The sequence below is a fragment of the Nocardiopsis sp. LDBS1602 genome, from assembly GCF_035818715.1.
GTDB lineage: Bacteria > Actinomycetota > Actinomycetes > Streptosporangiales > Streptosporangiaceae > Nocardiopsis > Nocardiopsis alba.
Genome location: NZ_JAYLVW010000002.1, coordinates 425,731 through 438,630, shown reverse-complemented (window position 1 = coordinate 438,630; position 12,900 = coordinate 425,731). Strand labels below are relative to the sequence as shown.

At 70.6% G+C, this 12,900-nt stretch carries 8 protein-coding genes; 7 read left to right on the top strand and 1 reads right to left on the bottom strand.

Translation table 11 applies throughout. From position 1 onward, the window contains the following. Positions 1 to 62: 62 nt before the first annotated feature. Positions 63 to 1,295 carry an ROK family transcriptional regulator gene (locus U9J66_RS10080; protein WP_014911724.1) on the bottom strand — a complete coding sequence of 411 codons (1,233 nt, stop codon included), beginning with the start codon at positions 1,293 to 1,295 and terminating at the stop codon, positions 63 to 65. 115 nt (positions 1,296 to 1,410) lie between these two features. On the opposite strand from U9J66_RS10080, the gene U9J66_RS10075 reads away from it, so the two are divergent. The 7 genes from U9J66_RS10075 to U9J66_RS10045 all read left to right on the top strand — a co-directional run bounded on the left by U9J66_RS10075 (position 1,411) and on the right by U9J66_RS10045 (position 12,835). Then, positions 1,411 to 2,568 (top strand): Gfo/Idh/MocA family protein, encoded by a 1,158-nt coding sequence (locus U9J66_RS10075; RefSeq protein ID WP_326337704.1) that lies wholly within the window; start codon positions 1,411 to 1,413, stop codon positions 2,566 to 2,568. Beyond that, complete coding sequence (locus U9J66_RS10070; RefSeq protein ID WP_042284031.1) at positions 2,565 to 4,070, top strand: sugar ABC transporter ATP-binding protein; 1,506 nt, start codon at positions 2,565 to 2,567, stop codon at positions 4,068 to 4,070. Before U9J66_RS10075 ends, U9J66_RS10070 begins: the two co-directional genes overlap by 4 nt. Continuing rightward, positions 4,067 to 5,140 carry an ABC transporter permease gene (locus tag U9J66_RS10065; RefSeq protein ID WP_326337575.1) on the top strand — a complete coding sequence of 358 codons (1,074 nt, stop codon included), beginning with the start codon at positions 4,067 to 4,069 and terminating at the stop codon, positions 5,138 to 5,140. The genes U9J66_RS10070 and U9J66_RS10065 overlap by 4 nt, the downstream gene beginning before the upstream one ends. After that, entirely contained in the window at positions 5,137 to 6,183 is a 1,047-nt protein-coding gene (locus tag U9J66_RS10060; RefSeq protein WP_017533332.1) for an ABC transporter permease, read from the top strand. The genes U9J66_RS10065 and U9J66_RS10060 overlap by 4 nt, the downstream gene beginning before the upstream one ends. Positions 6,184 to 6,188: 5 nt before the next feature. Further along, complete coding sequence (locus U9J66_RS10055; protein WP_326337574.1) at positions 6,189 to 7,397, top strand: substrate-binding domain-containing protein; 1,209 nt, start codon at positions 6,189 to 6,191, stop codon at positions 7,395 to 7,397. A 2-nt stretch (positions 7,398 to 7,399) separates the two neighbouring features. Beyond that, a complete protein-coding gene (locus U9J66_RS10050; protein WP_161110652.1) occupies positions 7,400 to 8,308 on the top strand; it encodes a sugar phosphate isomerase/epimerase family protein in 909 nt (302 codons plus the stop codon). 192 nt (positions 8,309 to 8,500) lie between these two features. Continuing rightward, complete coding sequence (locus U9J66_RS10045; RefSeq protein WP_326337573.1) at positions 8,501 to 12,835, top strand: ThuA domain-containing protein; 4,335 nt, start codon at positions 8,501 to 8,503, stop codon at positions 12,833 to 12,835. Positions 12,836 to 12,900 lie beyond the last annotated feature (65 nt).

The following is a 12,900-nucleotide window of genomic DNA, read 5'->3' as shown; positions in this document are numbered from 1 at the left end:
CGCGGGAGGGGGCGGACCCGAGAAGGGTCCGCCCCCTCCCCCGTGTTCGGTGTCCGGCGAGGTCAGGCGCCCGCGACGAGGGTCTCGACGTGGCGGGCGCTCAGACAGTGGTCGATCACCATGACCGCCGCCCCGACGACCCCCGCGCCCTCCCCCGCCTTGGAGGAGACGATGCGCAGGTTCTCGGTGGCCAGCGGCAGTGAGCGCTGGTAGATGATCTCCCGCGCTCCCGCGAGGAGGTGGTCGCCGGCCTGGGCCAGGACCCCGCCGATGACGATCACCGAGGGGTTGAACATGTTGACGGCGGCGGCCAGGACCTCGCCGATGTCACGTCCGGCCTGACGCAGCGCCCGCAGGGCCGGGATCGATCCGTTCCGGGACAGCTCCACCACGTCGCGGGCCCCCGCGGCGGGGACCCCCTCGGCGGTGAGCGCCTCGGCCAGTGCGTGCCCGCCGGCGACCGCCTCCAGGCAGCCGGTGTTGCCACAGCGGCAGGGGAGTTCCCGGGCGTTGGGGACGTGGATGTGCCCGATGTCCCCGGCCGCCCCTTGGGCGCCCCGATAGACACCGCCCTCGCTGACGATGCCGCAGCCGATACCGGTGGCGACCTTCACGAACAGCAGGTGGTCGGCGTCGGGCCATGCGACGTGGTGTTCGCCGACCGCCATGATGTTGACGTCGTTGTCCACGAGCACGGGGCGTTCGATACGACGTTCGACGTGGCCGGAGACGTCGAAGTGGTCCCACCCGGGCATGATCGGCGGGTTGACCGCCCGACCGGCGGAGTGCTCGACCGGACCGGGCAGGCCCATTCCGAGGCCGAGGAGTTCGTCGGTTCCGCGTCCCGCCGCGTCCAGCAGGGCCAGGCCGTGCTCGACGACCCAGTCCAGGACGGGCTCGGGACCCAGGGCGATGTCGAGGTCGGCGCGGTCCTCGGCGAGGACCGTCCCGGACATGTCGGTGAGGGCCAGCCGCGCGTGGGTGGCGCCGAGGTCGGCCGCGAGGACGACGCGCGCCTCCGGCCGGAACGAGAAGGTCGTGGGCGGACGGCCTCCGGTCGAGACCGCCTCTCCGGCCGGTCCGATGAGCCCGCCGGCCAGCAACGCGTCGACGCGCTGGGTGACCGTGGAGCGGGCCAGACCGGTGACGGAGGCCAGTTCGGAGCGGGTACGGGGGCGACCGTCCCGGAGCAGTCGGAGCAGGGTTCCCGCGCCGGGGGCGGCGGTGGGGTTACCGGAGGCGCGTGGGCCGGCCGCCCCCGCCCCTCCCGGTTCGGTGAGCGCGTCTTCCGTCATGTGACCAGTGAATCACAGGATCTATTGCTCTTCCTCCCTCCAACTAATTTGTCCAGATGCGGCAACTTTTGCTTGACCATCGACATAAGTGCGACGTAACGTCTCCGTCATGTCAGTGAAGAAGGTCACAAGTCCGGACGCCCCCACGTCCGGACCGACCACCCCCCGGACATACCGAGCCGCGATCATCGGCACCGGCTTCATGGGACGGGTCCACTCCCACGCGATCCGGGCCCTCGGCGGCGAGATCGTCGGCGTCGCCGGTTCCTCCCATGCGAAGGCCGAACGGTTCCGCGCCTCCCACGGCATCGCCCGAGCCCACTCGGACGCCCTCGAACTCGTCCACGACCCCGACGTGGACGTGGTGCACGTGTGCACCCCCAACCATCTGCACGCCCCGCTGACGCGGGCGGCGCTGGCCGCCGGCAAGCACGTGGTCTGCGAGAAGCCCCTGGCCACCGACGCCGCCACCGCGCGCGAACTCACACGGAGCGCCCGAGAGGGCGGACGGGTCGCCGTGGTCCCCTTCGTCTACCGCTTCCATCCCATGGCCCGCGAGGCCCGGGCCCGGGTGGCCGCCGGCTCCCTCGGCAGGGTCGGGCTGGCGCACGGCGGCTACCTCCAGGACTGGTTCCTCTCCCCCGAGGAGGACAACTGGAGGGTCGATCCGGACATCGGCGGCCCCACCCGGGCCTTCGGGGACATCGGTTCGCACTGGTGCGACATGCTCGAGTTCGTCACCGGGGACCGCGTCACCGCGGTCAGCGCCCAGACCTCGCGGATCACCGACTCCCGGGGGACGGACGGCGGCCGATCCGTCACCACCGAGGATCTGGCGTCGTTCCAGTTCACCACCGCGGGCGAGGCGATCGGCACGGCGGTGATCAGCCAGGTGTCGCCGGGACGCAAGAACCAGCTGTTCCTCGAGGTCTCCGGAACCGAGGGGTCCCTGCGCTTCGACCAGGAGCGACCCGAGACCCTGTGGTCGGGCGAGCGCGCCCGGACCGGCACCGTCTCCCGGGACGACCCCGGCCTCAGCGCCGAGGCGGCCCGCATGGTGCGGCTCCCCGTCGGCCATCCGCAGGGCTATCAGGACTGCTTCAACGCACTGATCGCCGACACCGCGGCCGCCATCGCCGGACATCGGCCGGAGGGGCTCCCGGTCTTCGCCGACGGCCTGCGGGCCGCCGTCCTCGCCGAGGCCGTCCTGCTCTCGGCCCGGGAACGCCGATGGGTCGACGTCCCGCCCACGGACGAGGCGGATCCCACGTGAACGCCGCGCCCCTGCTCAGAATGACCGGCATCGACAAATCCTTCCTGGGCGTACGAGTCCTGCACGGTGTCGACCTGGAGCTGCGTTCCGGGGAGCTGCACGCCCTGGTCGGTGAGAACGGCGCGGGCAAGTCCACGCTGATGAAGGTGCTGGCCGGGGTGCACCGACCCGACGGCGGGCGAATCGAGATCGACGGCGCGGAGGTCTCCTTCGACCACCCCTCGCGGGCCCGCCGCGCCGGTGTGTCCACCGTGTTCCAGGAGTTCAACCTGCTCCCGGAGCGGACCGTCGCCCAGAACGTGTTCCTGGGGCGGGAGATCCTCTCCCGGGGGCTGGTGGACGACCGGGCCATGGAGCGGACCACCGCCGAGCTGCTCGACGACCTGGGCCTGGAGGGCATCTCCCCCAGAGCGAGGGTCCGGCATCTGTCCGTGGCCGAACAGCAGGTGGTGGAGATCGTCAAGGCGCTCTCCCACGACGCGCGCGTCATCTCCATGGACGAGCCGACGGCGGCCCTGGCCGACCACGAGGTCGAGGTCCTCTACCGGATCATCGCCCGTCTGCGCGAACGCGGCGTGGGCGTCCTCTACGTCTCCCACCGGCTCAAGGAGATCTTCGACCTGGCCGACACCATCACCGTCCTCAAGGACGGCCATCGGGTCGACACCGTCCCGGCCGACGACATCGCCCCCGCCGACCTGGTGCGCAGGATGGTGGGACGCCCCGTCTCCTCGGTCTTCCCCGAACGGCTCGAACCGCACGGCGAGCACGTGGGCCGGGTGCGCCTGGCGGTCTCCGGCGGCGGCAACACCCGGTTGGACGGGATCGACCTGGAGGTGCGCGGCGGCGAGATCGTCGGCCTGGCCGGGCTCCAGGGCAGCGGCCGCACCGAGATCGCGCACGCCCTGTTCGGCGTCGACCGGTTCACCCGGGGCGAGGTCCACGTCGACGGGCGGCGGGTCGATCCGCGCTCGCCGCGCCGGGCGATCCGCGCCGGACTGGCCCTGGTCACCGAGGACCGCAAGGCCCAGGGACTGGCGCTCGAACAGTCCGTCACGGCCAACGCCCGTCTCGTCCTGGACGCCGTGAACCCGTTCGGTTCCGCCCGACGCGCCGCGCGCGTCCCCGGCCTCCTCTCCTCCCTGGAACTGGTGGCGCGGGGCGGCCCTCGCCAGGAGGTCCGGTACCTGTCCGGCGGCAACCAGCAGAAGGTGGTGCTGGCCAAGTGGCTGGTCACCGACCCCGGTGTCATGGTGCTGGACGAGCCCACCCGGGGGATCGACGTGGGCGCCAAACAGGCCGTCTACACGCTGATGCGCGAGTTGGCCGCCGCGGGTGTGGCCGTCCTCCTCATCTCCTCCGAACTCCCCGAGCTGATCGGTATGTCCGATCGCCTGGTCGTGCTCGACGACGGCCGGGTGGCGGGAGAACTGCCGGGCGGCTCCGACGAGGAGACCGTGATGGCCCTGGCGACCGGCGCCGCGAGGGAGGCCGTCTCATGACCCCCTCCCCTTCACCTCTGAGAGACCTCCTGGATCGGGCCGGCACCACCGGAGCGGTCTACGCGGCCCTGGCGGGCGTCCTGGTGATCGGTTCGCTCTTCGTGGCCTTCCAGGGATCCCACCTGTTCACCGCCGCCAACACGGTGGACCTGTTCACCAGGGGCAGCCTGCTGGGCTTCCTGGCCATCGGCCAGACCCTGGTGATCCTGTGCCGCTCCCTCGACCTGTCGGTCGGCTACGTCGCCGCCCTGTCCACGATGGTCTCGGCGATCGTCATGGCCGGGGACCCCTCCCGGATCGTCCTCGGCATCGGCGCCACCCTGGGGCTGGCGGCCCTCATCGGCCTGGTCAACGGGCTCGTCGTCACCCGACTGCGGGTCAACCCCTTCATCACCACCCTGGGGACGGGGCTGCTCATCAAGGGCTACCTCGACACACGGTTCCAGGGGCCGGCCGGGTCGATACCCGCCGAGTTCCAGACGTTCGGGCTCTCCCGGATCGGCGTGCTCCCGGTGTCCACACTGGTCATGCTGGCTCTGGCGGTGCTCGCGATCCTCTTCCTGCGACGTACCCGGATGGGCTTCCACATGTACGCGGTGGGCGGGGACTCCGAGGTGGCCCGGCTCTCCGGGATCCGTCCCGAGGTCCCCGTGATCACCGCGCACGTGCTGTGCTCGATGACGGCCGGGATCGCCGGACTGCTCCTGGCCTCCCGTTTCGGCACCGGCAACACGCTGGTCTACAACAACGGCTACGAACTGGAGGCCATCGCCGCGGTCGTGCTCGGCGGCACCTATCTGCTGGGCGGACGCGGCGGGGTGGCCGGGACCGTGGCGGGGGTGTTCATCCTCGCCACCCTGGACACGGTGTTCAACACGCTCTCGGTCGACCCCTTCGTCAAGGACGTGCTGCGCGGCGCCATCGTCATCGCCGCCGTCGCCGTCTACGCCCGAGGGCGACACGGGCGCACCTCTGTCCGGCCCCGTTTCACCTCCGGTGGCGCACCACCGGCTCCCCCGCCCCCACCGCCCCCGACGGCGACGCCCTCGGCCCGGGGAGGAGACCGATGACCCGCCCGACCCGCCTCTCCCCCGGCGCCCTGTCGTCCGCCCTTCGCGGCGGCACCGGGACCGTGGCCGTCCTACTGACCTTGATCTTCCTGGTCATCGCCGTACAGAACCCGTCGTTCTTCGAAGGCCCGCCGCTGATGGCGTTCGCGAAGAAGGCGGCGCCCCTGGTCGTGCTCGCGCTCGGCCAGTACCTGGTGATCGTCTCCGGCGAGTTCGACCTCTCGGTCGGCTCCCTGGTGGGCGCGCAGGTGGTGATCGCGGCCCGGTTGATCGACGGCGACGAGGCCTCGACCCTGCCGGTCATCGGCCTGATGCTGCTCTTCGGTCTCGTCGTGGGGCTGGTCAACGGCCTGATCACCACGGTGTTGAGGGTCCCGTCGATCATCACCACCCTCGGCACGATGCTGATCCTGTTCGGCGCCGTGCGCTACTGGACGGGCGGCGCGCCCACCGGGGCCCTGTCGGAGGGGTTCCGGGTGTTCGGCCGGCACGGCCTCGACGGCGTCCCCGTCATCGGCCAACTGCCCTGGGCGTTGGTGATCGCTGCGGTCCTGACGGTCGGCGCGGTCCTCCTCATGCGCTCGCCCTATGGACGTTCCCTGATGGCCACCGGCGACAACGACACCGCCGCCGCCTTCTCCGGGGTCCGCGTACGACGAGTGCGCACCCTGGCCTTCGTCGGCTCGTCCCTGGCGGCCACCGTGGCGGCCATCCTCATCGGCGGCTTCGCCGGGGTCACCGCCCAGGTCGGCCAGGGGCTGGAGTTCACCGCCATCACGGCCGTCGTCCTCGGCGGGGTCGTGTTGGGCGGCGGTCGCGGGAGCGTCATCGCGGCCGTACTCGGCGCGCTCACCGTCGAAGCGCTCTTCACCCTGTTCAACCAGCTCTACCTGCCCTCGACCATCCAGCCGGCGGCGCAGGGGCTCATCATCATCGCGGCCGTGGCCTACGCCTCGCGCCGTGGCGACCGGAGACCGCCGAGACACGCGCGACGGCGGCCGGTCCACCCGAACGATCGACCGCTCGACCCTTCCCGGAGGTAACCCCCATGCGCCTACCCCCCGCGTTCCTCGCCGGCTCCGCCGGCCTGACCCTGCTGCTCACCGCCTGTACGACCGACGCCCCCGAGGGGGCGGACGGCGCCGGCGGAGAGAACGGCGCCGCCACGACCCCGGACGCCGAGTGGTTCGACCAGGTCGAGTTCGACGCGCAGCTCGCCCAGCGCGAGATCACCCCCGAGGGCCCGGACGACGAGCCCTGGGCCCAGGCGATCGAGCCCGAATGGATCGACACCGCCGAGTTCGCCATCGACGACCCCGAGAACGCCCGGGTCTGCTTCTCCAACGCCTCGGTGTCCAACCCCTGGCGGGTCACCGGCTCCATCACCATGCGCCAACAGGCGGAGGCGCTGATCGAGGAGGGGCGGATCGGTGGTTTCTCCTCCTCCGACGCGGCCGACGACGACAACCAGCAGATCTCCGACATCCAGGCGTTCGTGGACTCCGGGGACTGCGACGCCATCATCATCTCCCCCTCCACCACGGCCACGCTGACCCCGGCGGTGGAGACCGCCTGCGAGAGCGGGGTCCCGGTGATCGTCTTCGACCGGGGCGTGAACAGCGACTGCATGGTCACGTTCATCCACCCGATCGGCGGCTACGCCTACGGGGCCGACGCCGCCGAGTTCCTGGTCGAGAACCTGGAACCGGGGTCGACCGTCCTGGCCCTGCGCATCCTGCCCGGTGTGGACGTGCTCGAACACCGTTGGGCCGCGGCCCAACAGGTCTTCGGCGACAGCGACCTGGAGCTGCTCGGTTTCGAGTTCACCGAGGGCGACGGGGCCCAGATCAAGGATCTGGTCTCCCAGCACCTGCAACGAGGCGAGGTCGACGGCATCTGGATGGACGCCGGGGACGGGGCCGTCGCGGGCCTGGAGGCCTTCGAGGACGCCGGCCGCCCCTATCCGGTGATCGCCGGCGAGGACGAACTCAGCTTCATGCGCAAGTGGGACGAGGAGGGGCTGACGGCGATCGCCCCGGTGTACTCCAACTTCCAGTGGCGCACCCCGATGATCGCGGCGGGCATGATCCTCGCGGGCGAGGAGGTCCCGGCCGAGTGGATCCTGCCGCAGGAGCCGATCCGTCAGGACGAGCTCGACGACTACCTGGAGCGCAACTCCGAGATGCCCTCCCTGCACTACGCGAAGTTCGGCGGCGAGGACCTGCCCGGCTTCCCCGAGGCGTGGGTGGACCGGTAGGGATGCGCGCGCTGGGGGTCGACACCTGGGTCTGGACGTCACCGCTCACCGACGCCGAACTGCGTCGGATCGCGCCCCGCGTGGCGGGGTGGGGGTTCGACGTGCTGGAACTGCCGGTCGAGGAGATCGGCGACTGGAACCCCGCCCACGCCCGGACGCTCCTGGACGATCTGGGGCTCGGCGCCACCGTCGTCCTGGTCATGTCCCCGGGCAGGGAGCTCGTGGCGACCGATCCCGGCACCGTTCGACGGACCAGGGACTACCTCAGGCGGGTCGTCGACGCCGCGGCGGAGGTCGGTTCCACCGTCGTCGCGGGTCCGGCCTATGCCTCGGTGGGGCGTACCTGGCGCATGTCCCCGAAAGAGCGGGCGGGGCTGCGCTCGGAGCTCACCGAGGCTCTGGCCCCCGTGGTCGACCACGCGTCGGCCGCGGGGGTGCGGATCGCCGTGGAGCCGCTGAACAGGTACGAGACCAGCGTGCTCAACACGGTGGACCAGGCGTTGGAGGCGCTCGCGGACCTGCCCGCCGAACACTGCGGTCTCGCCTTGGACGTCTACCACATGAACATCGAGGAGAAGGATGTGGCGGAGGCGATCTCCCGGGCCACCGGGCGCATCCACCACGTCCAGGTTTGTGCGAATGACCGAGGAACGCCCGGCGCCGATCACCTGGACTGGTTACAGATCGTGACAAAACTAGATGAATCCGGTTACCCGGGACCCCTGGTGATCGAGTCGTTCACAGCGCACAATGTGAGCGTCGCCACGGCGGCGTCCATATGGCGGCCCCTGGCCGCCTCCCAGGACGCCCTCGCTGTCGACGGTCTGGCCTTCCTCCGTTCGATCACCACCTCGGAACCTCCTCCGTCTCCCTCCCCCACGCCCCCGGTGAAAGGAGCCGCCATGGACTGAGCACCCCGATGAGGCGGCCTCCCCCGCTTCCGAACGCGATAGCAGGAACTCCCCGACGGACCCCGTCCACGCGTCCACCGACGCCCGGTCCCCGACCGGCGCCGGAACACCGTGGCCCGCAGACCGTCCCTGCCGTCGGCGCCGGCACGCCGCACGGACTCATCGACCCCCATTCTCCGGATGAGGTTCCCCGTGATCACCAGCCCCCTGAGAGCGTTGGGCGCGACCGTCGCGGCCATCGCCATGGCCATCGGCCTGACATCGGTCCCCGCCCAGGCGGACGAGGTCGAACAGGACCCGTTCACCGCGCTGATCTTCTCCAAGACCACCGGCTTCCGACACGACTCCATCCCCCACGGCGTCGCCCTCTACGAGGCTCTCGCCGAGGAACACGGCTTCGAGACAGAGCACACCGAGGACGCCGACGTCTTCAACGAGGAGGACCTGGCCCGCTTCGACGTGGTCGTCTGGCTCTCCACCACCGGCGACGTGCTGGACGAGGACCAGCAGGGCGCCTTCGAGGACTACATCCGTTCGGGCGGCGGCTACGTCGGCGTCCACTCGGCCTCCGACACCCACTACGACTGGGAGTGGTACGGCGAACTGGTCGGCGCCTACTTCGCCAGTCACCCGCCCGGCACCCAGGACGCCACGGTCATGGTGAACGACCGTGTGCACCCCTCCACGGCCGGTCTTCCCGCTTCGTGGGAGCGGCACGACGAGTGGTACGACTACGACGTCAACCCGCGCGGCGACGTGCACGTCCTGGCCGGGCTCGACGAGGGCTCCTACGAGGACCAGGTCGACCCGGCCGGCCAGATGGGGTACGACCACCCGATCGCCTGGTGCCAGGTCTACGACGGCGGCCGATCCTGGTACACCGGCGGCGGCCACACGAACGAGTCCTACTCCGAACCGGAGTTCACCGACCACCTCCTGGGCGGTCTCCAATGGGCGGCCGGCCGGGCCGAGGGCGACTGCGGCGCCACCGCCTGGGAGAACTTCCAGAAGGTCACCCTCGCCCAGGGCGAGGAGAACGTCGGCGAGCCGATGGGCATGGCGGTCCTGCCGGACGGCCGTGTCGTGCACACCTCGCGCGACGGCCGGGTGTCCCTGTGGTCCCCCGAGACCCACTCCACCGCCCTGCTCACCGATCTGCCCGTGTACGACCACGACGAGGACGGTCTTCAGGGCGTAGCCCTCGACCCGGACTTCGAGGAGAACGGGTGGGTGTACCTGTACTACGCGCCCGTGCTGGACGGGGTCCCCTCGGGTGAGGCGCCCTCGGACGGCGCGCCGGAGGACTTCGCCCCCTATGAGGCGCACAACAACCTGTCGCGTTTCCAGTTCGTGGACGGTGACGAGCCGACCCTGGACCTGGAGAGCGAACAGGTGATCCTGGAGGTCGAGGCCACGCGCGGCATGTGCTGCCACGTCGGCGGCGACATCGACTTCGACCACGAGGGACGTCTCCTCCTGGCCACCGGGGACGACACCAGCGCGTTCGGGTCGGACGGGTACACGCCGATCGACGAGCGCGAGAGCCGCAACCCGGCGTTCGACGCCCAGCGCAGCTCCGCCAACACCAACGACCTGCGGGGCAAACTCCTCCGGATCTCCGTCGACGAGGACGGCGGATACTCCATCCCCGAGGGCAACCTGTTCCCGCCGGAGACCTCCGACCCGGACCTGACCCGCCCGGAGATCTTCGCCATGGGTCTGCGCAACCCGTTCCGCTTCTCGGTCGACCCTCAGGACGGCGGCGTCTACCTGGGCGACTACGGACCCGACGCCCATGAGGCCGACCCCGAGCGAGGGCCGCAGAACACGGTGACCTGGCACCACATCACCGAGGCCGCCAACATCGGCTGGCCGTACTGCATCGGGAACAACTCCGCCTACGTCGACCACGACTTCGGGTCGGGGACCTCCGGTGAGGCGTTCGACTGCGCCGCGCCGGTGAACGACTCCCCGCGCAACACCGGTCTGGAGGAGCTGCCCCCGGTCACCCCGGCGTCGATCTGGTACTCCTACGAGGAGTCCGAGGAGTTCCCGCACCTGGGCGAGGGCAGCGGCTCCCCGATGGGCGGACCCGCCTACCACTACGACCCCGACCTGGAGTCGGACAACAAGTGGCCCGAGTACTACGACGGCGTCCCCCTGATGTACGAGTGGGGACGCCAGTGGATCAAGCAGATCCACCTGGACGACGAGGGCGGCGTCCTCGACATCACCGACACCGTGCCGGACATCGACCTGGCCAACCCCATGGACATGGAGTTCGGCCCGGACGGCGCCCTGTACGTGTTGGAGTACGGATCCGGCTACTTCGGCGGGGCCGAGGACTCGGCGATCTCCCGCATCGACTACGTCTCCGGCAACAGCCCGGTGGCCAGGATCGGGGTCGACACCACCTCCGGTCCGGCCCCGCTGACCGTGGAGTTCTCCGCCGAGGACTCCTTCCACCCCGGCGGCCTGCCCTTCGAGTACGCGTGGGCCTTCGGCGACGGCGCGACCTCGACCGAGGTCTCGCCCACGCACACCTTCACCGATGAGGGCCGTTACACCGTCACGTTGACGGTCACGGACGAGGAGGGACGTACGGGTACGGCGACGACGACGGTCACCGCCGGCAACACCGCGCCCGAGGTCTCCTTCGACACCCCGAGGGACGGACGGTTCTTCTCCTGGGGCGACGAGATCCCGTTCTCCGTCTCCGTGGAGGACGCCGAGGACGGATCGATCGGCGACGGGATCGACTGCGGCGACGTTCAGGTCACCTCGTCCCTGGGGCACGACTCCCACGCCCACCCCTGGACGCAGTACGACGCGTGCGAGGGTGTCAGCGTCACCGGGACCGACGGCGGTCACGGCCACGACATGAACATCTTCTGGGTGCTCCAGGCCGAGTACACCGACGGCGGCGGAGCGGCCTCACCACCGCTGAGCGGCTCCGACGGGGTCAAGCTCAACCCGTCGCGGATGCAGGCCCAGTACTTCTCCGACAGCCGAGGCGTGCAGACCGAGGCGACGGAGGACGACGAGGGAGGGCTGCGCAACCTCTCCTGGATCGGGCACGGTGACTGGGTCTCCTACACCCCGGTCGACCTGTACGAGATCGAGGAGATCACCTTCCGGGTCGCCTCGGACGGATACGGCGGTGCCATCGAGGCCCGGGCCGGCTCCCCCGAGGGGGAGACGCTGGGCACGGTCGACGTCCCGGTCACCGGCGGCTGGCAGGAATGGACCGACGTGACCATGGAGGTGACCGATCCGGGCGGGACCATCGAGCTGTTCCTGGTCTTCACCGGAGACGACCCGGACGTGGCCGACGGTCTGTTCAACCTCAACTACTTCGAGGTCGGTCACGGGGACCACGAAGCCCCCGACGAGGGCCCCGAGGTCGCTCTGACCAGCCCCGAGGACGGTTCCGTCCACGCCCCGGGCGAGGACATCGCGCTCGCGGCGGAGGTCACCGACCACGGCGACGTCGGTATCGAAGGGGTGGAGTTCCTCGTCGACGGCGAACCGGTGGCCACGGCGACCGAGAGCCCCTACGAGGCCACCTGGACGGAGGTCGCCGAGGGCGAGTACTCCGTGAGCGCGGTCGCCACCGACGGCGACGGGGCGACCGGGACCTCGGCCTCCCACACGATCACCGTCGGCGAGGTCGCCGAACCCGAGGAGTGCGCCCCGCCGAACGTGGACGACGGGTACCGCGCCTTGTGGGACGGCGAATCCCTGGACGGCTGGAGCATGGCCGGACCGGGCGGCTTCGAGATCGTTCCGGACGAGGACGGATGCGTGCTCCGGACCGAGGGCGGCATGGGCCTGCTCCATCACGAGACCGAGCTGGGCTCCTACCGGCTGAAGCTGGACTACCTCACCCCCGAGGAGAGCGACAACTCCGGTGTCTTCGTCGGCTTCCCCGACCCCGGGGACGACCCCTGGGTCGCCGTCGACCAGGGCTACGAGATCCAGATCGACCCGTTCGGCGCCCCGGCGGGCGACCCCCTCACCCGGACGGGAGCCGTCTACGGCTTCCAGGAGGCGAGCTCGCACCCCGAGGTCGTGGGCGAGTGGAACACGATGGAGATCGAGGTCGACGACCCGATGATCCGGGTCAGCGTCAACGGTGAGCTCGTCAACGAGTTCGAGAGCACCGACCCGGACCGGGACCTGTCCTCCGGGTTCATCGGACTCCAGAACCACGGCGACGCCGACACGGTCCTGTTCCGCGACGTGCAGGTCATGGACCTGGAGGACGAGGTCGAGCCGATCACGTTCACCGAGGTCTCCGAGCGGATCGACGCGCTCGCCGACGAGGGGTCCCTGACCCACTCCGAGGCCCGCCGTCTCGCCCCGCAATTGCGGCTGATCGAACACCACCTGGACACCGGACGGCCCGCCCAGGCCGAGCGTTCCCTGGAGCGCTTCGTCGCGGTCGTCGAGTCCGTGGTCGACGACGACGCCCGAGAGGAGTTGACCGACCTGGCCACCCGGCTCAGGGCCCTGCTCCCCGACTGACCCCACCGACACCCGGAGCCGCCGTGTCCACGGCGGTGAAGCACGACCGAACGCGGCGGGGCCCT

Bases quoted from the DNA above. Each gene is read 5' to 3' on its own strand.
- U9J66_RS10080 (WP_014911724.1), bottom strand. From the start codon at position 1,295: ATGACGGAAGACGCGCTCACCGAACCGGGAGGGGCGGGGGCGGCCGGC.
- U9J66_RS10065 (WP_326337575.1), top strand. From the start codon at position 4,067: ATGACCCCCTCCCCTTCACCTCTGAGAGACCTCCTGGATCGGGCCGGC.
- U9J66_RS10060 (WP_017533332.1), top strand. From the start codon at position 5,137: ATGACCCGCCCGACCCGCCTCTCCCCCGGCGCCCTGTCGTCCGCCCTT.
- U9J66_RS10055 (WP_326337574.1), top strand. From the start codon at position 6,189: ATGCGCCTACCCCCCGCGTTCCTCGCCGGCTCCGCCGGCCTGACCCTG.
- U9J66_RS10050 (WP_161110652.1), top strand. From the start codon at position 7,400: ATGCGCGCGCTGGGGGTCGACACCTGGGTCTGGACGTCACCGCTCACC.